A 23,478-nucleotide genomic window follows, 5' to 3' on the forward strand; every position below is an offset into this window, starting at 1 on the left:
CCCCTCTCACCCCACAGGGGCGAGTGTCATCAGCCCGCAGCCGTACGCCTTCGCCTTCCCCAGGCCTGAGGTCAGGGTGCGGCGCATGGCATCGGCGTCGGTGATTTCCAGTCGTCCGTCGAAGGTGACGGCCACGAGCGATACGTGGTTCTTCCGGCCCGTTGCCTCCTCGGTCTTGCCGAATGACCGAGGGTCACGGCCGTGGATGATCAGCTGGTGCTCGTCGCCCTCCGCCAGGCGGCGCTGCTCCTTCGGCTTCTCCAGGACGCGGAACCCCGCCTCCTTCTGCCGCTTCAGCAGCCACTGCGCCTGGTATCGGGGCGTGAGGTGGGCCGTGCGTTTCCTCGGCTCGTCGGCCGTGCGACGGATGTTGTGCACCGGGTTGGCCGTGAGCCGGAACGCCCATGTGTCGCCTGCTGTGAGGCGGGACAGGAAGTCCGCGTAGTCGTACGTCTGCCAGGTCCCCGTAGTGGGCCAGCCGGCTTGCTCGACCAGATGGGTCAGGTCCGGGCGGTCGGGGCTGACGACGTACAGGATCACCTCAGGCTTGGCGTTGCGGTCGATGCGCCACAACACACGCGGACCGCCCTCTTCATGGCGGGGCGCCGCCTCCACGAAGGAGGACATGACGGCCGCGTGCAGGCGCTGGGACGAGGACAGAAGCCGACGGGCGCCGACCCGCGCGGTGTTGATGCGGAAGCGGGTCAGGTACATCAGACGCCTTTCAGTACGGTCGCCGGATTGTGATCGGGAGGCGGGGTACGGCGTGCCGCGACCGTGCGGGCCAGCGGGTTGGGGACGCGTACGCTCGTCGAGCGGACTGTGCGCAGCCCGTAGCGTCGGTGGCGTGGGTCGAAGCTCAGGGGCTGGTCACGGAGGGTGTCACCGGGGTCGTCCCCACCACTCCGGCTTTCGACGATCACCTCCAATGCAACCGTCTTCTCCCGCCTGAGACGTCGCTGGTACCACTCCGCCGCGTGCCACCGCTCCCCCGCCAACGCCCCTTCCAGGCCCACGTCCATGTGGACGGTCAGTTCCACGGGCTTGCTGGGCGGACAGGAGCGGCGTCCCAGATAGGGCAAGTAGGCCGGGGCACGCAACGCGCGGTACAACTCGTCGATCAGAACGCCGTCGCCTTCGACCGCCGCCACGAAGACCGCGTCGGACAGATAGAAGCGCTCGGACACCGGCATCGACTTGTCGGTGTCGCCGTGGTGCGCGGTCTGGTAGTCCCGGATGCGCGTGCCCGGCTGGTCGACGCGTACGCCGAAGCGAAGGGCGGCGAGGTCAGTCAGATCGTCCCCGCGATCGCGGCCTTGTGCGGCCGCGAGGAGGCCGATGACGCCGCTCTTCGTCGGCGCGGACTCGGTGGTCCGGCGCGCGAAGCGGGCAGCGGACCCCCAGGACTGCAAGGACCCGGCGAGCCGTAGGAGCAGGACGCTCATTTCCCCGGCTCCAGGCGGCCGGCCACGGCTGCGCCGACAGCGTCGACGAGCTCCGGCAGCGTCACCTCCGTACCGAGGCCGGAGAGCTTCTCGGTGCCGGCGCCGACCCGCAAGAGCCACGTCGTGGTGTCGTCGACACCATAGGCGCGCTCGATGTCGGGGACGTATGCGGCCAGGCGCTCGCAGGCCGTGCGCAGATAGCCGCCGGTGATGTCCTTCGCCACCGGCTCCTCGAACGCCGCCGCGAAGCTGATGGGGCGGGTGGTGCGGAGCTTGACGACGACTACGTCCGGGAGCGTGTGGTTGCCAAACGTGTTGATCTTTCCCGTGGGAAGCGAGGCGACGAAGCCGTACACGAACGCCCACACGGCTCGCCGCACCGGCTCGGTAAGGGGCTCGTCCTCGCGGAGGCCTTCGCCCAGATTGCGCCGCAGGAGGTCGACGTCCAGGGCTGCGTAGCGGTAGAGCGTCGCGGAGTTGAACTCGACCGTACCGATCATGCCCGCGCCGGGCTCCGCGTCGCTGTTGTGGTCGTCGACGGCCGTGTAGTAGTCGGATTCGTTCTCCACCTCGTGCACGCTGATGGCGTGGGCGACCTGGGTGGCCGCGTCGACGTTGATGTCGGTGGAGTCGGCGACCATTCTGCCGAAGAGGGCGATGTCGACCGAGTGCCGGGTGTCGGCGATCCGACGCGCCCAGTCCTTGTTGCTCTTGACCTTGAGGAACGCCTTGATGTCCGCGGCGCCCTCGACAGCCAGCCGGGCGAGACCGTCGAACTGCCGCGAGCTGAGGAACATCAGGTAGGAGGACTCGGGAGGGGGCTCGTTCTCCCCCTTCTTCTTCGCCGCATCCGCCTTGCGCTTGGGTACCGCGATCGTGGATCCGGTGGCAGCTTGGAGCGTCTCGGCCGCCAAGGCCAGTGCTTCGGGGGCCTCGATCGACGGTTCGAGCTCGCTGATCCGGGTGGCCAGGATCTCGGCTCCCCGCTTCGTCCGTACTCCGAGTTCCGCCGGGTCCAGCAGGTCCTCGAACGCACGCCGGGTGGCGCGCTTCCATGCCTGGCTGGAGACCCGGGCCCGGCGCACCCCGCCGTACACAGCGGACTTCGGGGAGCCGGTGTCGTCCCGATTCAGGTTGCTCGGGGGGACGGTCTGCAGCACATGTACGTCGAGGATGGTCCGGCTCACGAGGTTTCCTTCTCAGTCTCGGCGGTCTTCACGTTCTTCGCGGCTTTGGTGGCCTGATTGGCTTGGGTGGAGTCGCCCGCGGCCTGCGGGCGGTACGCGTGGAAGGAGCGCCCCCAGGAGCGGCGGACCCGGTCCAGGCCTCCCGGTTGTTGCCACTGCTCCAGTTGGTCCGCCAGGAGGCCGTAGTCCAGGGGAACGCCGTCACGTCGCAGCAGCAGGACGATGTCCCGCAGCCGCTGGGCGAGGATCGGCAGCGAGGACGCGGTACCGGCGCGTACGAAGCGCTTACGGGTCGGCTCGTCGAGCTCGGTGCCCGGCATCAGTCGGCGAACCGCGGCGCCCAATTCCGGACCGTCAGCCTGGTGCATGCGGTTCTGCCGGTGCGACTGCTGATGCAGGGCCCACAACGTCAGGGCGGTGTGAGCGGCCTCCTCGGCCCGGACCGTCCGTTCCTCCGACAGGGTGCGGACCTCGTAGAGGGCTTCCATACCGGTCAGACCCCACAGCTCCGGCATCGTCCCGTACGGCTTGCCGACTCCACGGCGCATCCGGGCCAGGGCCGCCACGGCGTCGGCACGGTCGCCCAGGTAGCCCCTCTGGAGGACGTTGATGTGCTCGCTCACCGTCGCACCGACCAGGCCCAGGGTTGGCCGACGGTGAAGAGTGGGCTGGGAGTCGGCGGTCATCGGTGGGTCTCCGGCGTCTCGTGGTGGGGCGCTCCGGTAGGGGCTGGCGCATCCCCCGCCTCGGCGAACGGGTGGTGGAGGGCTTCGTTCAGGCGCACGCGGAAGCGCAGGTCGGCCGAGGAGGCGGTGAGCCAACGCGGACCGCCCTTGGTTTCGACGAACCGCCCTTCCCACGCGGCATCGCCGGTGGCCGCCAGCAGTTCGTCCCCGAGGCCGCTGACGATCCGGTGCGCTCGGCGCTGCCACTCGGCACGCTGTCGGTACGGATCGCAGCCGGGCTTCAGCTCTCGCAGCCAGTGGCGGAACGGGCCGTCCAAGGTGCCGAAGCCCCGATCGCGTGCCGTAGTCCGGTGTGACTCCGGGTCTGACCCTGCGGCTTCGGCGAGGGCGGTGGCGAGGTCCCCGAGGGCGCGAACCGCGGCATCCGCGTCGCCGACCGCCTCGATGGCCGCCTGTCCGAAGCGGCGGTCCTCTTCGTGCAGCAGGATCACCGCCATGGTGACCCCGTCGTCGATCATTTCGTCGATCACGGACTGCTGGGTGCCGTACACCGCACCGAAGAGACGGGCCCGGATGAGCCGGTCGCCGGGCAGCGCGCCCTCGGTAATCAACCGCGCGACCCAGTCAAGGACCCGTGGCCGGATCTCGGACGTCACTTCGCGGGGCAACAGGCTGGACAGCCCCCGCCAGGCGGCGCGGGCCGGATCGTGCTCGCGAGGCATGTAGACCAAGGGCCGGCCCAGCTTCTTCTCCTGCGCCGGGCTGCGGCGCCAGCCCGTCAGCGGTTCACTGCGGTGCATGCCCTCCTCCTGCGGGGCGAGTGGGTCGCCATAGGCGAGGACGACTCCGTGGACACCGTCCACGTCGTGGTGGAGGAGGAGCCTGCGGGACTGCCAGGTGTACAGGTCTCGCATCCCGGAAGGCCGGGAGGCGAGGTCCACCGGGTCAGCCGCGGCCGGGCCCGGCGGCTTGCGACGCCAGGCGGGCCGGTCGTCGGCGTCGATACGCAGGGTGCCGGTGTCGGCGGCGATCAGGTTGAGCAGCAGGGTCTCGCGCAGGGTGGCGCCTTCGGCGATGACACCACCCAGGTTCCCTGCCCAGGCGACGCCTTGGGGGTAACCCTTGCCCGACTTCACGCGTGGATCCCCCACCGCACCGGACTTGATGCCCGACGGGTCGAAGGCGTGGGCGTGGACCACCCAGCGGCCGGCTTCGGCGAATCCCAACCGGTCGACGCCAAGGGCGCGCATCGTGAAGAACGGCTCGCCGTTGGGGACGTCCGCCACGATCCGGTTCAAGGAGGAAACGTCGCCCTTGGCCGTATGGAGCCCTGCGACCTGGAAGAACGGCGTCTCGGGGTGCAGGAGGTCGAAGCGGTCCCGGTGTCGGTCGAGATAGGCCTGGACCGGAGCGAAGGCGTTGTCGCTCTCCCACAGGTCCTCCCACGCGTCGATGTCCTGCGGGCCGTCGACGGCATCGTGCAGGACGGCGAGCAGCATCCTCAGCAGGGCGAACTCCTGCGTGGGGACATCGCCCACGAGTCGTCGTACGTCGGCAGCCTGGGCGAACACCTCCTGGAGGGAGAGCTCGGTCTCCGTGCCGTCCAGACGCTGCACCGGCAGCCAGGGCCGAGAGAGCAGGTCGAAGGACGGCCTGTCACTCACCGGGCGGGCGGCGGGCGCGTCGGACCGGACGACTCTGAGGCCGTCGGTGGGGCTGTATTGCATGTCGTAGCCTGCCAGTTGGCTGCGGAGGTCCTCGTCGAGGGCAAGGATCAGCTCACCGGCCAGCCAGTGGCTCTCCTTCGTCTGCCATGCGGGTACGCACAGTTGCTCAAGCTCCTCCAGGGCGCGGTCGATCACGCCGGGGAAGGAAAACTGGTACGGCAGCCGTAGTCCGCAGGCGGCGACAGTCCGGGCGACGGCGGGCGTGGGAAGCGCCTCGGTGGGGAGTTCCTGACCGCCCCGCCCTTTCTCCAGCCAGGGCAGGGTGGCAAGGGTGCCGTCGGCGCGGCGCTGCACGACCAGCACCTCCAGGCTCTCCCTGCTGTCGCGCACCTGCGCGCGGCCGGCCCGCGTGTCGTCCGCGTCCCCGGCCCCCGCTTCGATCCATCCCAGCAACGGCCGGCCGTCCCGGCGCACTTCCCCCAGCCGGAAGGCGTCCGCCGACCTGCGCTGTTTCGCACGTGCCTGCTCATGCTCCGCACGCGCTGCGGCCAGGGCTTCGGCCCAGTCGGCCGGAACGTCGGTCTCTTCTCCGTAGGCTCGCTGAACCAGGGGCTCGATGTCCTCGGGTAGCCGCACGGGGCTGCTGGTGCCGTCGGCTTTGCCATCGCCGGCGTCGAAGTGGGGCGCGAGCACGGCCAGGGACCGGAGTAGCGGGTAAGTGCCGTAGACACTGCAAGAGCCACTTACCGGCTGCGGAGGGCTCGTCTGCCAGTCGACGCCGGAGACGAGGCAGCGTGCGACACGGAGGCGGGCCGGGCGCTCGCTCTGGTCTTCGCCTCTCAGGTGGCGGTGGAGACGGCCCATTCGCTGCAAGAGCAGATCGATCGGGCAAAGGTCGGTGACCAGCAGGTCGAAATCCACGTCGAGTGACTGCTCGGCCACCTGACTGGCGACCACGATGTGCGGCCCGGTGGGTCGACGGTCCTTTTCGGCGCGCTCGCCCCGGGGGCCGAAGCGCGCCAGCAGATCAGCGTCCTTGTGGGCCCGGTCGACATCGATGAAGCGCGCGTGGGCGACCGTGACGTTCCCGGCGCCGAATCGCTGCCGCAGGTGAGCGGCCGTCTCCAGGACCCGGTCCACCGTGTTGCGTATGACCAAGGCGCAGCCGCCGTCTGCGAGTTCCTCCGCCAAGCGGTCCGTGAGGAGAGCGGGATCGTCGTCGATCCGCTCCAGTTGCACGTCGGCGCGTCGGCCGGAGGCGGTGGGGAATCGTGTTGCGGGAGGCTCTCCGGGTGCCACTGCAGTCAGAAGGGGGTAGCCGTCGGCTGCCTCCAGCGCAGCGTAATCGTCGGTGGTGGGGAAGGTGCCGGCATACGCTTCGGCCAACTCGCGGCGTCGCGCGGCGGGCAGCGTCGCGGAGAGGACGACCACGGGAACCCGGTAGGCGCCCAGCCAGGACAGGACTCGGTCGAGGTAGGAGTTCATGTACGTGTCGTAGGCGTGGGCCTCGTCGATCACTACGACCTTGCCGGCGAGCGCGAGGTGGCGCAGTGCGAGGTGGCGGCTCTTGAGCCCTGCCAGCAGGAGCTGGTCGATCGTCCCGACGACGAAGGAGGCGAGCATCCCCTTCTTGCGGCCGCGCAGCCACTGATGGGCGACCAGTTCCGCGGAGCCTGCGCGGACGTCGGCCGAGGGCTGCCAGGTGTCTTCCAGGCCGTAGGGGTCCACGGCGGCGATGGTGCGGGAGCCGCTCCACTTCAGGCCCTGATAGTGGTCATTGAGGTCGGCCTTGGAATGCGCCAGGAGTACGGACCGCTCCTGTGGAAGGTCTCCGTCGTCGGGTAATCGGCCCAGCCAGTCCAGCAGCCGGGGGAACATCGCGTTGCCCGTCGCCATCGTGGGCAACGCGAAGAAGCAGCCCCCGGCGCCGGAACGCGCGGCAAAGATCTCGGCGACGGCGAGCGCGGCCTCGGTCTTCCCCTCGCCCATCGGAGCCTCGATCATCATCAAGCCGGGTGCGGACATCTCACGCGCCATCCGCACCGCCTCTTCCTGCACCGGCCGCGGACGCGCACCGCGCGGCAGGTCGAACCGGGCTCCGAACAGGTCGCCTGCCGTGCCGGTCGGCTCCTCCGGCGACCACGGGGGCGGGAGGCTGAGCCCACGCCAGGCGGCGGCGACGCGTTCGGCGTCGCTGCGAGGGTGTTCCTCGGGGAAGTACGGGAAGAGGTCGGGATTGCTGGCGATCCAGTCGGCGACGATGACGAGAGCGGTGAGCAGCACCTGGACCGGCTGGGGAAGCTTCACGCTGCGCCAGCCGGGGAGCCGCTCCCGTACGTCGTACGTCTGGGCACAGGCGTCGAGGAGTTCGTCCTGAACGCGGCGCCACAGGGCTTGGCTGGGGCCCGGGGTGCGCAGCAGGTGCGGGCGGGCGTCGAGGTCGTGGATGTCCGCGTGGGACGGGGGCACGCCGTGATGACCACCGGGAACGATCCCGAACTGAGCAGCGGACCGGCTGCTCCAACCGTGCTGCTCCGTCAGCCACTCCTGGAGAAGGAGTTGCCCTGCCAGCCCGTGTGGGGCGAATCGGCGGTCGTCGCCCAGTTGCTTCCGCTGGGGCATTTCGAGCCCGGCCGCGCGCATGTCGTCGGCGAGGGCGTCCACTTGGCAGGCGAAGGCAGGTGTGGCCTTCCCGATGTCGTGAACGGCCGCCAGCCAGACTGCCAGGGCACGCGCATCACCGTTCCCGGCGGGCAGCGCGCCGGCGACGAGCTGCCGCACGTTCCGGGGAACCCAGTGGTCCCAGAGGAGACCGGCGACCGCCGCACTGTCAGCCATGTGCCGCCACAACGGCAACCAGCCGTCCGTCGGACGATCGTGCTTGGCCCAGACGGTACGGGCGACAGGGGTCAAGTGGGCGCCCAGGTGAGCTTTCTCGGCGTCCTGGCGAGTCATGGGAGTCATTGAACACGTGCAGGTGGCAGCGCATGGCGATTATCGGAAGATCGCGCGGTGAGGGTACTTGCGTGGTAATGGGACGACGCGCGGAGGGCTGTGGAGCAGGTCTCGCCTGGGCGTGGTGTTCCACCGTGATGATCTATCCCCGCGGGTGCGGGGAGCAGATCTCCGGTCCGATTCGCGGTCTTACTCCTCGAGGTCCATCCCCGCGGGTGCGGGGAGCAGTCGCCCGCTTCCCGTCGGCGGGTGGAAAGTTCGGGTCCATCCCCGCGGGTGCGGGGAGCAGGCGGACTTGGCCTTCACACCCTTGTCCTTGAAGGGTCCATCCCCGCGGGTGCGGGGAGCAGTGAAATCCCCCGTGCAGCGAGGGCACGGCCGGGGGTCCATCCCCGCGGGTGCGGGGAGCAGCCGCTTCGGCCGTGGCCCTCAACTGAGCCGGTGGGGCCATCCCCGCATGCGCGGGGAGCAGATCACCCTGACCGCGCGCCGGTTGATGGCGCAGGGTCCATCCCCGCATGCGCGGGGAGCAGACAGGGACTGGGCACGCGAGGAGCGCCTCGCCGGGTCCATCCCCGCATGCACGGGGAGCAGTCGCGGACCTCTTCGGCCAGGTCGATGAAGGCGGGTCCATCCCCGCATGCGCGGGGAGCAGTCCACCCTATGCACGTGGGCTACCGGTAAGTAGGGTCCATCCCCGCATGCGCGGGGAGCAGCTCGGCAGGGTCCAGGTCGTGGTGCCGGATGAGGGTCCATCCCCGCATGCGCGGGGAGCAGGCCCGCCACCCGGCCGCGCTGCACTTGGCCTTGGGTCCATCCCCGCATGCGCGGGGAGCAGTTCACGGCGAGCCCGACCCCTCCGGTCTATGCAGGTCCATCCCCGCATGCGCGGGGAGCAGCCCACCATCCGGCGGCGCCCCAGGTCAGGGCGGGTCCATCCCCGCATGCGCGGGGAGCAGATGGTCATGGTCTCCCTCTCCGGCTCCTGCCTGGTCCATCCCCGCATGCGCGGGGAGCAGGGCTTCTCGGGCCGCCGCCTCCCGCCAAAACGGGGTCCATCCCCGCATGCGCGGGGAGCAGGCCCCCGGGGCCAGCAAGAGCCTGTCCACGCGGGGTCCATCCCCGCATGCGCGGGGAGCAGTGCCCCCGACCGCGCTCGAACACCCGGTCACCGGGTCCATCCCCGCATGCGCGGGGAGCAGCATGTCCACCTCCTTGGAAAGGATGTCCATTTGGGTCCATCCCCGCATGCGCGGGGAGCAGCGTTCCGTGAACGGCGTCGTCAAGTCCCACGCGGGTCCATCCCCGCATGCGCGGGGAGCAGGCGGCAGGAGGCTCTGTACGAGACGGGGCGGTCGGGTCCATCCCCGCATGCGCGGGGAGCAGGATGGTGGCCAGCACGATGGGCACGGCCCCGCGCGGTCCATCCCCGCATGCGCGGGGAGCAGGCCGCTTCGTTGTAGTAGGCCCGCTCACGGTCGGGTCCATCCCCGCATGCGCGGGGAGCAGACTCTGCGACCTGCGAGTTCATCGCCGGCCGCAGGCGCTTCCGAGCAGTTTCACCGAACCAGACATAAGAGACAAGGTCACCCCTTCAGGGGCCTCTCCTCCTGAGCCCCACCCAAAGCTAGCGCCCGACCACGCAACCGCATCAGGGAAATCGCCGACCACCTCCACACCCGGAGTCCCCAACTTTCCGCCGCCCCGAAGCGGACCCGACCCCCACCCCGCCCAACCTGATGATCGCACCGCCCCAAACCGACTAAAGTCGGATCTCATTACCGCTGGTTGTGGGGCCAGTACGCGGTTCCGGGGCGTCTCGCGCCCCGAGGGGAGGGCATGTTTCCGTATGAGTCGTCGCTCCAATGGACTGATCGGCGTCTGGGCCGAGGCGCAGCGGCAGCAGCAGCGGCAGGTGGAGGCTCGGCATCGGGCGGAGGTGCAGGAGCAGCGGCGGCTGGAGCGGGAGCGGCGGGCTTATGAGCGGGAGTCGGCTCGGCTCGACCGGGAGCAGCGGGCCGCTTATCGGCAGGCCCGGGAGGCCGAGGCTCGGCGGCGGACCGAGGAGATCGAGGCGCGGGTCGAGGAGCTGACCGGGCTGCTCGTGGTGGGGTGCCGGGCGCCGGGGTTCACCACGGGGGCGCTCGCGCGGGCGGAGCAGGTGGAGGCGTTCGCCCCCGGGCATCTCGCGCAGCCCGTGCCGATGCCGGATCCGGTTCAGTACCGGTTCGCGCGGGCCGAGTTCGAGCGGGACTGGCACGCGGCGCAGGCGGCCGAGGCGCAGCGGCAGCAGCAGTTGGCCGCGTACCGGCGGCAGTACGACGCGTGGGCCGTCGCGCAGCTCGAGGAGATCCGGCGGTACAACGCCGGTATCGCGGAGATGGCGTCCGCGCTGCGCGAGGGGGATCCGGACGCGGTCGTCGAGTACTTCTCGGCGGCGCTGTACGCCTCGACCGCCTGGCCGGATGACTTCCCGCATCAGCTGTCGGCCTCGTACGACCCGGGTGCCCGGCAGTTGGTGCTGAACTGGGAGCTGCCGGGGTTCGACATCGTGCCGGAGACGAAGTCGGTGCGGTACATGGTCAACGCGGACCAGGAGAAGGAAGTCGCCCGGCCGGTCACCCAGCGGCGGGCGCTGTACCGGGACGTGCTGGCGCAGTGCGTGCTGCTGGCGTTGCGTGATCTGTTCGCGGCGGACGAGTTCGGGGCGCTGGAGTCCGTGGCACTGAACGGGTTCGTCGACGAGCACGACCCGGTCACCGGGCGGCTCGCGCAGATCTTCCTCGCCGCCGTCACCGTTCCCCGTGCCGTTTTCGGCCAGCTGCATCTGGAGCAGGTAAGCGCCGTCGAGTGCCTCACCGAGGGGCTCGGCGGGCTGCTGTCGGCCCGTCCCGACCAGTTGGCGGCCGTCCGGCCGGGGCGGTTGCCCGACGAGGTCGGGCGGGGGGTCGTCTCACACGGTGGTGGTGACGACCCGGATCTGTTCGCGATGGATCCGGTGGAGTTCGAGGGGCTGGTGGCCGAGCTGTTCCGGGCCCGGGGGATGCGGGCGGTCATGACCCAGCGTTCCAATGACGGCGGTGTCGACGTCGAGGCGCTGGACCCGGATCCGATCAGCGGCGGGCGGATCATCGTGCAGGTCAAGCGGTACCGCAAGACCGTGCCGCCGACCGCCGTCCGTGATCTGTACGGGACGGTCCAGGGCGCGGGTGCCAACAAGGGGGTCCTCGTGACCACCTCGAAGTTCGGCCCCGGCTCGTACGCCTTCGCCAACGGCAAGCCGCTGACGCTGGTGTCCGGGGAGGAGCTCGTGGAGCTGCTCCGGCAGCACGGGCTGCGCGGAAGGCTGGGTGGTGAAAGCGGCGGGGGGAGCGCCCGCGCGACCGCGTCCGCCGTGCCCGACGCCGAGCCCGCCGAAGGTGACGGTGACTACAACGTGCTGGGCATGTCCTGGTCCGGCGGTGTCGTCCTGGACGTGTGCGCCCTCGTCTGCCACGGCACGCGCGTGCTCAGCGACGAGCACTTCGTCTTCTACAACAACCCCCGCACCCCCGACGGATCCGTTCGCGCCGTTCCCGCCCCGGCCGCCGACAAGGCCGCCGTGCGCGTCACCTTCGACGCCCTGCCGCAGGGCGCCGACCGGCTCGTCCTCGTCGCCGCGATAGACCCGGAGGCGAACCCGCAGGCGGATCTGTCGGGGTTCACCGACGCCCGAATCCGGCTGTCGGACGCCTCGGGGGCCGAGCTGGGGCGGCTGGAGGTGTCCGACGGGCGGCCCGGCGAGACCGCCCTCGTCCTCGGTTCCTTCCGCAGGCGTGCGAGCGGCGACTGGGACTTCGTCATCGGGGGGCGGGGGTACGCGGGTGGGCTGGAGGCGCTGGTGCAGGAGTACGGGATAGAGGTCGCCTAGAGTCGGCGGGTGTCGGCGCCGGCGCCGTGCTTCGCGTCACTCCTCCCGGCTTCTCCCCTGTCCTGACCTGCCCCAAAATGGCCGATCATGATCGACCGCCCTGCGGTGTCGGTGGATCCTCGTAGACTGCCCGAATGGCCGATCCCGCTGAGCCCACCGCGCCCGCCGACCCCACTGTCACCGCCGAGATTTCCGCCGAGATCACGGACGACTCCGACGCCCTGCGCATCCTGCGGCGCGTCTTCGGCTACGACGCCTTCCGCGGGGATCAGCAGGAGATCATCGAGCACGTCGTCGGCGGCGGTGACGCGCTGGTCCTGATGCCCACCGGTGGCGGCAAGTCGCTCTGCTACCAGATCCCGGCCCTCGTCCGGCCGGGCGTCGGCATCGTCATCTCGCCGCTGATCGCGCTCATGCAGGACCAGGTCGACGCGCTGCGGGCGCTCGGTGTGCGGGCCGGGTTCCTGAACTCCACGCAGGACATGGACGAGCGGCGGATGGTCGAGGCCGAGTTCCTCGCCGGGGAGCTGGATCTGCTCTACCTGGCGCCGGAGCGGCTCCGCGTGGACGCCACCCTGCGGCTGCTGGACCGGGGCAAGATCTCCCTCTTCGCCATCGACGAGGCGCACTGTGTGGCGCAGTGGGGCCACGACTTCCGGCCCGACTACCTCGCGCTGTCCGCGCTGCACGAGCGCTGGCCGGACGTGCCGCGGATCGCGCTGACCGCGACCGCCACCGAGGCCACCCACGGCGAGATCGCGGGGCGGCTGAGCCTTCAGGGCGCCCGGCACTTCGTCGCCAGCTTCGACCGGCCCAACATCCAGTACCGCATCGCGCCGAAGAACGACCCGAAGCGGCAGCTGCTGGAGCTGCTGCGCACCGAGCACGACGGTGACGCCGGCGTCGTCTACTGCCTGTCGCGCAAGGGCGTCGAGGACACGGCCGCCTTCCTCACGCAGAACGGCATCGACGCCGTGCCGTACCACGCGGGTCTCGACGCGCGGACCCGCGCCGCCAACCAGTCGCGCTTCCTGCGCGAGGACGGTGTGGTCGTGGTCGCCACGATCGCGTTCGGCATGGGCATCGACAAGCCCGACGTACGGTTCGTGGCCCACCTCGATCTGCCGAAGTCCGTCGAGGGCTACTACCAGGAGACCGGCCGTGCCGGGCGTGACGGTCTGCCCTCCACCGCCTGGCTGGCCTACGGGCTCCAGGACGTCGTCCAGCAGCGCAAGATGATCGACGGCTCGGAGGGCGACGACGCCCACCGCCGCAAGCTCGGGGCGCACCTCGACGCCATGCTCGCGCTGTGCGAGACGGTCGAGTGCCGCCGCATCCAATTGCTCGCGTACTTCGGCCAGCAGAGCACCGCGTGCGGCAACTGCGACACCTGCCTCACGCCGCCGACGACCTGGGACGGCACGGTCGCCGCCCAGAAGTTCCTCTCCGCCGTGCTCCGGCTGGCCCGGGAGCGGCGGCAGAAGTTCGGCGCGGGGCAGATCATCGACATCCTGCTCGGCAAGAAGACCGCCAAGGTCATCCAGCACGACCACGACGGGCTCACCGTCTTCGGCATCGGTACCGAGCTGAGCCTCGCGGAGTGGCGGGGCGTGGTGCGGCAGCTGCTGGCGCAGGGGCTGCTGGCCGTCGAGGGCGACTACGGCACGCTCGTGCTCACCGACGCCAGCGCCGAGGTGCTGGGCAAGCAGCGCCAGGTGCTGCTGCGCCGCGAGCCGGAGAAGCCGGGCCGGGCGGCGAAGAGCTCGTCGAAGAGCGGTTCCGGCAAGCGCGCCGCGCCCGTCGATCTGCCCGAGGCGGCCGTGCCGGTCTTCGAGGCGTTGCGCGCCTGGCGCGCGGCCACCGCGAAGGAGCAGGGCGTCCCGGCGTACGTCATCTTCCACGACGCGACGCTGCGCGAGATCGCGACCCTGATGCCGGATTCGCTGGAGAAGCTCGGCACGGTGGGCGGCGTCGGAGAGAACAAGCTCACGAAGTACGGGCAGCCGATGCTGGACGTCCTCGCGGGCCTGGGGTCGGGCCAGTCGGTCCAGTCCGGCCAGTCGGGGCAGCCGGGCCAGCCGGGCGCGGACTCGAAGCGGCCGAACGACCAGTCGGGCCGGTCGGGCCGGCCCGCGCCGTCAGGGCCGTCAGGGCCGAAGCCCGAGTCGGCCTTCGGGCCGGACTCCGATTTCGGTCCCGAGCCCGACTTCGGGCCCGAACCCGAGCCTGAGATCGACTGGTGAACCGGGCGCCCGGAAGAGGCTCCGACCCCCGAACCAGGTCTTCACGCCCGTGAGATGGGCGAAGACGACGACGTTTCCGAGGTAGGAACGGGTCTCCTCGGAGAAGCCGCCACCACAGGTGATCAGCCGCAATTCCGCCCGCTTGGACGCCCCGTACACCTTCTTCGACGGGAACTCCGTGCGGTCGTACACCTCGATCGCGTCCGTCGTGAAGACGGCCGTACGGCCGTCCGCGCGCCGCACCTCGATCGTGTTGCCCTTCTTGAGCGAGCCGAGGCCGTAGAAGACGGCGGGTCCGGCGGCCGTGTCGACGTGCCCGGCGACGATCGCGGTGCCCGCCGCGCCGGGCTGGGTGCCGGCGGCGTACCAGCCGGCGAGGTTCCTGTCGTCGTCCGGCGGACTGTCGAGGGTGCCGTCCGGCAGCAGGCCCAGCGGCTTCACGGGGGCGTCGACCCGGATCTCGGGAATGCGGACGCTGATGGGGGGCGAGGGAGGCAGTGGCGCGACGGACGACACGGCGCGGCCGCCGTCGGTCCGCAACGCCTGCGCCTTCGAGGGCTGCGGCGGCGGGGCGTCGGTCTCCGTGCCGCGGTCGATCAGCCAGGTGCCGACGCACAGTGCGGCCGCCGCCGTCACGGCGACCACCATCCTGGGGCGGGAAACGCGCGGCCGACGCGTCGGGCCGGACGGGGCCGACGGATCGGCCGGACCGGATGGATCGGCCGGGACAGCCGGGGCAGCCGGGGCAGCCGGACCTATCGGGCCGGACGGGTCAGTCGGGTCAGTCAGGTCAGACGGACCTGACAGGTCAGCCTGGTCCGACGGATCGCCCGGCCCAGCCGAGCCAACCTGGCCAACCTGGTCAACCAAGTCGCCCCGGCCGGCCAGGCCACCGCGGCGCCGCGCCGCCTGGCGCTGGTGCTCCCGGCGCCTCAGGTACTTCTTGCGCTTGTGTCGCGTCCGGGACATCCGGGTCCTCCACCGCGGCGGAACGGGGCGATCTCAGGGGGCCGACGCCGGGAAGGTCCCGGCCGTGCCCGGCTCCCGGACGCCGTGCGTGCGTCCGGGAGCCGGGGACGGGCTCGGCCGCCCGGGGGCGGCTCGCGTCAGACGCGGTCGTCGCTCTCGCGGCGACGCAGGAACCAGGTGCCGCCGAGCGCGGCGGCGGTCAGGACGGCCGCGCCGGCCGCGATCTCGGCCGTGCCCGAGTCGCTCTCGCTCGCACCGCCGACACCGGTCTTCATGCCGCCCTGGGGCGCCTGGGCAGGGCCGGAGGTGGCCGGGGAGGGGGCCGGGGCCGGAACCGGGGGCGCCGAACCCGAGCCCTTGGTGACGACCAGATCGCCCGTGGCCTCCCGGCCGTTCTTGCAGTTGACGCCGATGCCGTAGGTGCCGGGCTTGGCGCTCATCGGGGCCTTGAACTGCCCGACCACGACTTCCTTGTGCGTGCCCGTCTTGAGCTGGAACGACGCCGGGCCGCCGACGGCGCTGGCATCACCTGTGCCCGCGCCGTCGCGGCCACAGGCGGTGGTGCTCACCGTGACCGTCGCACCGGGCTGGACGCTGCCCGGCGAGACCTCCAGCTTCTCGAAGGTGCCGGCGGCGAGCGCGGGAGCGCCCGCGAGAGCGACGGCGGCTATGGACAGGGCGGTCCCGGTGAACACTCGTGCTGCTGTACGCATGCTCGTTCCTCCGCGAGCGCGGCCGCGGCACACCGATGTGCCGCATGAAGACGGGGTTCCACGCTCCTCAAACCGAGCGAAACGGCGTTTCGCCCCGCCTGCACTCTGACGTCACATCAGAAAGGCCGTCCGGGGCGCTGCGGGCGGGCCCGCCCGCAGACAAAAGAGCTGGTCACTGGCCGCGATCGGATGACTACCGTACGCGCGTGCCCGGAAATGGCGAACGGGTGAACCTCTCCTCGGTTCACCCGCTCGCGCTTCAGTCGGCCTACTTCAGGTCGTCCGGGCAGCCCGTGCCGCGCGGCAGCTTGTACGGGGCCGCGATCCGGTACGTACCGGCGTGCGGCGCGTGCAGGACCGTCCAGTTGTCCTCCGGCTCGTCCTCGCCCGCCCGCTCGGGGTGCTTGGTCAGACAGCCGTTGACGTTGACCGGCGGCTCGCCCTTCGGGCCGATCCGCGGCGGCTGGACGGTCTTGCCGTCCTCGTCGATCAGCGCCAGCCAGGGCGAGTACGGAATGCGGATCAGCACCCGGCCCGCGTTGTTCACGGTGATCGTCATGCCGTCCGCGTCCGTGCGCGCCACCATCGCCGGGGGATCGGCGATGGGCTTGGGGTCCTGCACCTCGTACAGCCGCCAGTGATCGTCGGACCACACCTTGCGCAGGTACGGCAGTCCCCCGGCGACCAGCTTGGCCTCGTCGACGGCCGCGTGGTCCGGCTCGTCGATGGGCAGCACCACGTGGCGCACCGCCCAGCGGTCGAGCCAGGCGCGGTAGGTGGTGGCGTTCAGCCTGCTGGGCCGGTCGTAGAAGAGGGGGTTGCGCTTCATGTCGGCCTGGCGGTTCCAGCCGCGCGCCAGGTTCACGTACGGGGAGAGGGCCGATGCCTCGCGGTGGCTGCGGGCGGGGACGACCTCGACCCGGCCGCGCTCGGCCTCGACCCGCTGCAGCCTGTCCACCAGCGGTGCCACCTCGCGGGCCCAGGACGCGGCGGGGGTGGTGTGCACGATGTCGCTGATGGAGTTGGTGGACTGCCAGGCCGTGATCGTCACGAGCGCGAGGACCACCGCGGACCACGTGCGGCCCGCGGTCAGCAGCTGGGAGCGGGACGGCACCTTCAGTTCCGGCAGCGCGGCGACCAGCACCACACCGCCGAAGACCATGCCGAGCCGGGAGATGTTGGTGCCGATCTGGGAGGGGATCACCCAGACCAGCACCACACCCAGCACGTACAGGGCCGAGACGATCCGGACCGTGCGCCAGTGCTTGGGCGCGAAGACGAGCCCGAAGACGCCGCTGAGCAGCGGCAGGATCGCCGACGTGAACGCCATCGGCTGCTGGCCGGAGAACGGGAACAGCCACGCCGACAGCCCGACGACCACGACGGGGGTCACGCCCAGCGCGTACGCCGCCGGGCGGCGGCCGCTCAGGAAGAGCGCGGCCGCCACTATGCCCACGAACAGGCCCGCCACCGGGCTCGACGCCGTCGCCAGCCCCGCCAGCAGCCCCGCGAGCGCGGCCCGGCCCCAGCGGTACTTGCCCTCGCTGCGCCAGCGCACCGGCCACGCGAAGATCACGGCGACGGCCGCCAGGCCGAACATCATGCCGAGCCCGAAGGTCACGCGCCCCGAGATCGCGTTGCAGGTCAGCGCGAAGGTGCCGTACATGGCGGGCCACAGCGGGTGACGGACGGAGCGGCTGCGCACCAGCAGCATCGCGATCAGCCCGGCCGACAGCGTGCCCGCGATCATCATCGTCGAGCGCACGCCGAGCAGCGCCATCAGATACGGCGAGATGACGCTGTACGAGACGGGGTGCATACCGCCGTACCACGCCAGGTTGTACGCCGAGTCGGGGTGCTGGAGGGCGAACTCCGCCCACGCGTCCTGCGCCGCGAGGTCGCCGCCGCTGTTGGCGAACAGCCAGAACCACATGACGTGCAGCACGGCGGCGACGATCAACGTCGTCGCCACGGGACGCGCCAGCGCCCACCGGCCCGCACGGCGCCACCAGGGCGCGGGCGGGCGGTTGTCACCGGCGCCGGGCTCCGCTTCCGCGTCCCCTATCCGGGACGGGACGCCATCGCCCCTGTCGTCCGGTTCCTGCGGCTTGTCGGCACGCGCCGGCCCCACGGTGGTCACTGCGGTTCTCCCCGTCTTCCCCCGACGTCTTCCCTTCGGCCGGGCCGTGCCATACGTCAACCTTCGCGACGCTAACACGCCGTCGCGACGGGCCCTGAACGGTGAAACGGCTCCCGGCCCGTACGCACTCGTACGGGCCAGGAGCCGCGCCACCCGTCACGGCCGGGCCCGGCGAGCCGGACCCGGCCGTGTCACCTGTGTGCCGCTCAGCCGAGGCGGGTCAGCTTCGACCCGAACGACGGCTCCGCCAGGTCCTTCTTCAGCTTCACCGGCACCCGGACCTGACCCGGCCCGCTGCCCACGGTCAGGAGTCCGACCTCGGTCCCGGCCTTCGCCGAGTGCGGGAGCTTACGGCCGGCGTCGTTGAGCGCGAGACTCACGGTGAGGCCGGACCAGCCGACGGCCGTGACGTCCTTCGTCGCGACGACCGGCGTCGTGCCGCCGAGGCCGTCGTCCACCCGGCCGACGACGTCACCCTTCTTGACGACCTTGTGGTCCCTCAGCTCGCCCTGCGCCGCGATGAGCACCTTCTTGCTGACCGCGTTGACCGTGTCGATGATCGGGGCCTTGTGCTGTCCGAGCACCGCGGCGACGATGAGCTGCGTCGTCCCGCCGATCTCCTTCTGGCCGGCGAAGAGCAGGTTGCCGCCCGCCTTCGTGGTGCTGCCGGTCTTGATGCCGATCGCGCCGTCGAAGGGGACGAGGGTGTTGTAGTTCCGGTGGGTCGTGCCGGAGGGGTCCTTCCACGACGGCAGCTTGGTGATCGCCACCAGGGCGGGGATCTCCATCGCCTTCTTGCCCAGCTTCACCTGGTCCTCGGCGGTGCTGACCGTGGTCTCCATGAGGCCACTCGCGTCGGTGTAGGTGGTGTTCTTCATCCCGAGGTCCTTGGCGGTCTCGTTCATCTTCTTGATGAACGCCTCCTCGGACTGGGAGTCCCAGCGGGCGAGCAGTCGCGCGATGTTGTTCGCCGACGGGATCATGACGGCGGACAGGGCGTCCCGCAGGGAGATCTTTTGACCGGGCTTCACGGTGTTCAGCACCGATTCGCCCTCCGACTCCTTGCCCGCGTCGGACACGGCCTTGGCGTCGATGTCGATCATCGGGCCGTTCTCGCCCAGCTTCAGGGGGTGGTTCTTGAGCACCATGTACGCGGTCATGGTCTTGGCCACGCTGCCGATCGGCACGGGCTTCTGTTCGCCGAACGAACCCAACGTGCCGAGCCCCGACACCTCGACATGCCCCTGGCCCTCGGTGGGCCACGGCAGCGACGGCTTGGCGCCCTCGAAGGCGTAGCTCTTGCTCGCCGTCAGCTTCAGCGTCGGGTCCGGCAGCGGGCGGAACGCCTGCACGGCGCAGAAGATGATCAGCAGCAGCGCCACCAGCGGCGTCCAGATCTTCACCCGGCGCACGGCGGTGCGGACGGGCGTCTCCGGCGGCGGCGGGGTGTTGGTCAGCTGTGCGAGCAGGTCGAGCGGCGCGGCCGGACCCGCCGGCTCCGCACCCGCGGCGGACTGCGGGGGCAGCGGCGTCTGCTTCGTGCGCTCGGCCTCCGCGGGCGCCTTCGGCACGCCGGTCGGCGGGGTGACGCTGACCGGTATGGCGGGCTTCGCGGGGGCGGCGGGAGCGTCGGGGGCGTCGGACTTCAGCGGTACGAACTGGCTCGTGCGCTCCGAGTCCGAGTCCGCGGCGCCCTTGGGCCGCGCCTTGCCCGCGGCCGGGGCGCTGCCCGTGGCCGGGACGGCAGGGGCCTTGAGCAGGGCGGTCGGCTGGTCGCCCGACGTGGCGGCCTGCTTGCCGGACGGCTTGTCGGCTGCCTTGTCGGCTTCGGCTTCATTGCCGGACGGCTTCTCGGCCGGGGCCTCGGCGGGCTTCGCGGTGCCGTTCTTCGGCTTCACGGTACGGAAGACGGCCGTCGGCTGGTCGGCCGGCTTACCGGCCTCCGGGTCGGCTGCGCTGTCCGACGGCTTGTCGGACGACTTGTCCGCCGGCTTCTTGGCCGGGGCCTCGGCGGGCTTGGCCGTGCCGTTCTTCGGCTTCACCACGCCGAACGCGGCGGTCGGCCGGTCCACGGGCTTCCCGGCGGGAGCGTCTGCCGCCTTCGCCTCCTCGCCGGACTTCTCGGCGGCGGGCTCGGAAACCGGCTTGGCGGCGGGCTTGGCGGCGGGCTTGGCGGCGGAGGTCTCGGCAGGCTTGTCAGCAGGCTTCTCGTCGGAGCCGGCCGCGGGCTTGTCGGTGGACTTCCCGGACGTCGCGGACTCCCGGGGCTTTCCGGACTCGCCGCCATCGCTTCCGTCGGTGTCGTCGGCGCCTTCGGAGTCGTCGGCGTTCGCCACCCACGCGGCGACGGCGGCCTTCAGCCGGTCGTTGCCGGCGGCGGCCTCGGCGGGCTCCTTCACCTCGGGCTTCGCCTCGGACTTGTCCCCGGGCTCCGCCTCGGACTTCGCGTCGGACTCCACCTCGGAATCAGCCGAGGGCTTTGCAATCGCATTGACTACCCGGCCCTTAACCGGGGCCGCGCCGGAACCCGAAGCCGTTTCCGGCTTCGCAGTTGCCACCGGCTCGGAACCGGGCTCCGAGGACTGCGAGGACTTCGGGGCCTCCGAGGACTCCGAGGAAGGGTTCTTGACCGTCGCTTCTCGGAAAACTCCGAGCCGCGGGTCGCGTTCGCCGCCAGTCGTCTCCCCCGACGACTTCCGCTGCTCCGACTTGTCGGGGGACTCGCCCGCCACCGATGCCTCCTCGAATTCCCACGTCATACGCCGAGGCGGAGCACCCAGCACCCCGCTGCCCGAACTTTCCCAACGTCTACCAGTGTCCTGTGCCGCAGAAGCGCAACCGCACCGTCACAGGGCTTCGCCCGGCTTCATCCACGTGCTAGACGAGACGACATACCTACCGGTTCCCACCCGAAGCCACCACGCACTCTCGACAGACCAATGTGAGAGGGGTCACCCTGTCACTCATCCACGCGGGGAGGCATGGATGGGCAGGAGCCGCAGAACAATTCCGGAGGAGCTTCTGCTGCTCGCCTTGGACCCGGCCACGGGAACCACGGCGCAGCCGCAGTCGCTCGACCTCGGCCTGGCCGGGGCACAGCTAGTGGAGCTGGCTCTGGCTGGACGGATAGCCCCAGACGGGGATCGTATCGCCGTGGTGATGCCACGGCCGACAGGAGATCCGACGTTGGACTCCGCACTGGAGCTGCTGCGCCGCCGCGGCAGCCCGGTCCGCGCCGTCCATTGGATCGGCGGGCCCCGGCTGGGGCTGCGCCAGACGTATCTCACACACCTGGAGCGGTGCGGCATGGTGCATGCCGTGGCGGGCCAGATGTGCGGGGTGCTGCCGACGACTCGCTACCAGGCGACGGACACGGCCATCAGCCGGGAGATCAGGACCCGGCTGGACAGCGCGATCCGCACCGGCGTGCCGCCGGACCCGCGGACCGCGGCGCTCGCCGCACTGGCCCACGCGGTCGGTCTGGGCAAGCATCTGTACCCGGGCAACGAGGGCCGCTCTTCACGCTCCCGGCTCCGGGATCTGATCAGGCACGACCCGATGGGCGGACTCGTCGCGCACGCCGTGATGGACGTGCAGAACGGGGTCGCCGCGCAGCCGCGTCGGGCACCGGCCACGGCGGGTGCGGGCGGCGGCCGGGCCGGCGGCGGTTCGGGGCGCAGGTCGACCTCCGGCCGGCCCTCGGTGGAGTCCGCCGGGGTTCCCGCGCAGCCCGCGCACCAGGAGGCCGTGATGGCCCGTGCGGGGGCCTCGTAGACGGCTCTGCCGTCGGCGTTCGCCCGCTCGTACGACCAGCATCGACCTTGAGCACATCAGTCCCATGGATCAACCGCAGTACCGCTCGCTACACCCTCCGCTCCACCGACCGCACCGCAGTCCCCATGACCCGGTTCGGGAGCCGCAGCAGCACGCGGGGTGGTGGGCCGGCCCGTCCCGGACGGCGGCTCGGTCCACCACCCCGCGTGCGCGTGCGCGCTTCGCGCCTCGCGCGTGGCCGGTCGTCCCGCCGCGGGTGACCCCGGGTGCGATCGTCCCTCGCCGGCGGCCGGGCGCCGGTCACCGCAAGCGGACTCTGTGTCGGCATTTTCCAGCGCCGCCCCGGCCAGTGGTGGCAGGCTGCGGATCAGGAGACAGCAGCATGACGGAGCCGGAGGTGCGCCCCGTGGCGTCCAGTGTCAATCCCACCGTAAGACGGCGCCGCTTGGGGCAGGAGCTGCGCAAGCTACGCGAACTCAAGGGCATGACCGCCGAGGAGGTGGCCGAGCGGCTACTGGTCTCGCAGTCGAAGATCAGTCGGCTGGAGAACGGCCGCCGCAGCATCAGCCAGCGCGATGTCCGCGATCTGTGCGGGGTGTACGGCGTCGAGGACCACCGCATCGTCGATTCGCTGATGCAGATGGCCAAGGAGTCGCGCCAGCAGGGCTGGTGGCACGCCTTCGGCGACATCCCGTACAGCGTGTACATCGGTCTGGAGACCGATGCCTCCTCGCTGCGCGTGTACGAGGCGTCCCTCGTGCCCGGCCTGCGCCAGACGCCGAACTACGCGAGCGCGGTGACCGAGGGTTCCTGGCCGGAGGCCACGGCGGCGGACGTCGAGCGGCGGGTGCAGGTGCGCATGCGCCGGCAGGAGCGCATCACCGATCCGGACAACCCGCTGCGGCTGTGGGCGGTCATCGACGAGTCGGCGCTGCGCCGGATCGTCGGCAATCGCGCGATCATGCGCGAACAGATGGAGCACCTGGTGGAGTTCAGCCTCCAGCCGCACATCACCGTGCAGGTGCTGCCCTACGACGTGGGCGCGCATCCGGGGATGTACGGGAAGTTCTCGATCCTCGAGTTCCACGATCCGCAGGACGCCAGCACGGTCTACCTGGAGGGCATCACCAGCGATCTCTATCTGGAGAAGCCGAACGACGTGCAGACGTACAGCGTGATGTACGAGCATTTGCGGATGCAGGCTCTCAACGCGGAGCACTCACGGCAGTTCATGAGCCAGGTGGCCGAGGAGTGGGGCAGCTGACCCGCACGCTGAACGGGGTGGGGGCGGTGAGGGCCTGAGGGGCCCTGAGGCGGCACAGCGGTGGCACGTTGGCGGCCCGGCCGCGGCCCGGTGGCGTGAAAGTGGCGCACCGTACACCCGAGTCCCCTGTCTGGGAAGAGGCGTCTGGAATATGCCATCCGGTCGAGTGAACAGGCCATTCATCAGGTGATGTTGGCGCGTAACGTCGAGATCGCTTCGGGAAACCGGCGTTGAACCGACAGGCAGCATTCACAGGCATCGGAGTAATCATGGCTATTCACCAGGGAAAGACCACGTGGCGGAAGTCCTCCCACTCGCTCGCCAACGGCGACTGCGTGGAGGTCGCCTCCCCTCTGCCGCAGGCCATCGCGGTCCGTGACTCCAAGGACCCGCAGGGCCCCACCCTCACCTTCACCCCCCACGCCTGGTCCTCGTTCGTGACGACCGTCAACGACGGCTCGTACGACCTCTGACCCCGGCGTTCTGATCCGGCTCTGATTGACAGTCCCTACGCAGTTCCGCGCA

At 70.8% G+C, this 23,478-nt stretch carries 13 protein-coding genes, 1 pseudogene and 1 CRISPR repeat array; of the genes and pseudogenes, 5 read left to right on the forward strand and 9 right to left on the reverse strand.

The window, feature by feature from the left end; translation table 11 throughout:
- Positions 1-6 precede the first annotated feature (6 nt).
- From cas6e to casA, 5 genes are read right to left on the reverse strand one after another with little or no spacing between them, the layout of a single operon-like run.
- A complete protein-coding gene (gene cas6e / locus JO379_RS14355) occupies positions 7-714 on the reverse strand; it encodes a type I-E CRISPR-associated protein Cas6/Cse3/CasE (protein WP_209515208.1) in 708 nt (235 codons plus the stop codon).
- On the reverse strand, positions 714-1,445 hold the full coding sequence (gene cas5e / locus JO379_RS14360; protein ID WP_209515210.1) for a type I-E CRISPR-associated protein Cas5/CasD: 732 nt from the start codon (positions 1,443-1,445) through the stop codon (positions 714-716). The genes cas6e and cas5e overlap by 1 nt, the downstream gene beginning before the upstream one ends.
- Complete coding sequence (gene cas7e, locus JO379_RS14365) at positions 1,442-2,632, reverse strand: type I-E CRISPR-associated protein Cas7/Cse4/CasC (protein ID WP_209515212.1); 1,191 nt, start codon at positions 2,630-2,632, stop codon at positions 1,442-1,444. The genes cas5e and cas7e overlap by 4 nt, the downstream gene beginning before the upstream one ends.
- The gene (gene casB, locus JO379_RS14370) at positions 2,629-3,318 is read right to left on the reverse strand and encodes a type I-E CRISPR-associated protein Cse2/CasB (RefSeq protein WP_209515213.1); all 690 of its coding nucleotides are present in this window, start codon (positions 3,316-3,318) and stop codon (positions 2,629-2,631) included. Before casB ends, cas7e begins: the two co-directional genes overlap by 4 nt.
- Positions 3,315-7,940, reverse strand: coding sequence for a type I-E CRISPR-associated protein Cse1/CasA (gene casA / locus JO379_RS14375; protein WP_209515215.1), 4,626 nt, complete (start codon positions 7,938-7,940; stop codon positions 3,315-3,317). Before casA ends, casB begins: the two co-directional genes overlap by 4 nt.
- Before the next feature lie 139 nt (positions 7,941-8,079).
- A CRISPR array of direct repeats spans positions 8,080-9,449; the repeat unit is 28 nt; unit sequence GGTCCATCCCCGCATGCGCGGGGAGCAG.
- Between the two features lie 340 nt (positions 9,450-9,789).
- Between casA and JO379_RS14380 the strand changes: the two genes are divergently transcribed.
- Positions 9,790-11,850, forward strand: coding sequence for a restriction endonuclease (locus JO379_RS14380; protein ID WP_209515216.1), 2,061 nt, complete (start codon positions 9,790-9,792; stop codon positions 11,848-11,850).
- Between the two features lie 134 nt (positions 11,851-11,984).
- Positions 11,985-14,093: a DNA helicase RecQ gene (gene recQ, locus JO379_RS14385; RefSeq protein ID WP_209515217.1), complete on the forward strand. Its 2,109-nt coding sequence runs from the start codon at positions 11,985-11,987 to the stop codon at positions 14,091-14,093.
- A gap of 45 nt (positions 14,094-14,138) precedes the next feature.
- Here recQ and JO379_RS14390 read toward each other — a convergent pair.
- The 4 genes and pseudogenes from JO379_RS14390 to JO379_RS14405 all read right to left on the reverse strand — a co-directional run.
- Positions 14,139-14,741: pseudogene (locus JO379_RS14390) on the reverse strand (class F sortase); the annotation flags it as partial.
- A gap of 458 nt (positions 14,742-15,199) precedes the next feature.
- Positions 15,200-15,775 carry a GVDTG sorting domain-containing protein gene (locus tag JO379_RS14395; protein ID WP_130879087.1) on the reverse strand — a complete coding sequence of 192 codons (576 nt, stop codon included), beginning with the start codon at positions 15,773-15,775 and terminating at the stop codon, positions 15,200-15,202.
- A gap of 268 nt (positions 15,776-16,043) precedes the next feature.
- Positions 16,044-17,915 (reverse strand): DUF8823 domain-containing protein, encoded by a 1,872-nt coding sequence (locus tag JO379_RS14400; RefSeq protein WP_372449082.1) that lies wholly within the window; start codon positions 17,913-17,915, stop codon positions 16,044-16,046.
- A gap of 206 nt (positions 17,916-18,121) precedes the next feature.
- Positions 18,122-20,374 (reverse strand): D-alanyl-D-alanine carboxypeptidase family protein, encoded by a 2,253-nt coding sequence (locus JO379_RS14405; protein WP_307842001.1) that lies wholly within the window; start codon positions 20,372-20,374, stop codon positions 18,122-18,124.
- A gap of 526 nt (positions 20,375-20,900) precedes the next feature.
- Between JO379_RS14405 and JO379_RS14410 the strand changes: the two genes are divergently transcribed.
- From JO379_RS14410 to JO379_RS14420, 3 genes are all read left to right on the forward strand, one after another.
- Positions 20,901-21,689: a GOLPH3/VPS74 family protein gene (locus tag JO379_RS14410; RefSeq protein WP_209515219.1), complete on the forward strand. Its 789-nt coding sequence runs from the start codon at positions 20,901-20,903 to the stop codon at positions 21,687-21,689.
- 406 nt (positions 21,690-22,095) lie between these two features.
- Entirely contained in the window at positions 22,096-22,953 is an 858-nt protein-coding gene (locus JO379_RS14415; protein ID WP_209518707.1) for a helix-turn-helix domain-containing protein, read from the forward strand.
- 269 nt (positions 22,954-23,222) lie between these two features.
- On the forward strand, positions 23,223-23,426 hold the full coding sequence (locus JO379_RS14420) for a DUF397 domain-containing protein (RefSeq protein WP_130879085.1): 204 nt from the start codon (positions 23,223-23,225) through the stop codon (positions 23,424-23,426).
- Positions 23,427-23,478: the final 52 nt, after the last annotated feature.

The sequence above is a fragment of the Streptomyces syringium genome, from assembly GCF_017876625.1.
Taxonomy (GTDB): Bacteria; Actinomycetota; Actinomycetes; order Streptomycetales; family Streptomycetaceae; genus Streptomyces; species Streptomyces syringius.

What these genes read in the sequence shown, in the direction of transcription:
- JO379_RS14420 (WP_130879085.1), top strand. Translation starts at nt 23,223, where the DNA reads ATGGCTATTCACCAGGGAAAGACCACGTGGCGGAAGTCCTCCCACTCG.
- JO379_RS14410 (WP_209515219.1), top strand. Translation starts at nt 20,901, where the DNA reads ATGGGCAGGAGCCGCAGAACAATTCCGGAGGAGCTTCTGCTGCTCGCC.
- casB (WP_209515213.1), bottom strand. Translation starts at nt 3,318, where the DNA reads ATGACCGCCGACTCCCAGCCCACTCTTCACCGTCGGCCAACCCTGGGC.
- casA (WP_209515215.1), bottom strand. Translation starts at nt 7,940, where the DNA reads ATGACTCGCCAGGACGCCGAGAAAGCTCACCTGGGCGCCCACTTGACC.
- recQ (WP_209515217.1), top strand. Translation starts at nt 11,985, where the DNA reads ATGGCCGATCCCGCTGAGCCCACCGCGCCCGCCGACCCCACTGTCACC.
- JO379_RS14380 (WP_209515216.1), top strand. Translation starts at nt 9,790, where the DNA reads ATGAGTCGTCGCTCCAATGGACTGATCGGCGTCTGGGCCGAGGCGCAG.
- JO379_RS14395 (WP_130879087.1), bottom strand. Translation starts at nt 15,775, where the DNA reads ATGCGTACAGCAGCACGAGTGTTCACCGGGACCGCCCTGTCCATAGCC.
- cas5e (WP_209515210.1), bottom strand. Translation starts at nt 1,445, where the DNA reads ATGAGCGTCCTGCTCCTACGGCTCGCCGGGTCCTTGCAGTCCTGGGGG.
- cas6e (WP_209515208.1), bottom strand. Translation starts at nt 714, where the DNA reads ATGTACCTGACCCGCTTCCGCATCAACACCGCGCGGGTCGGCGCCCGT.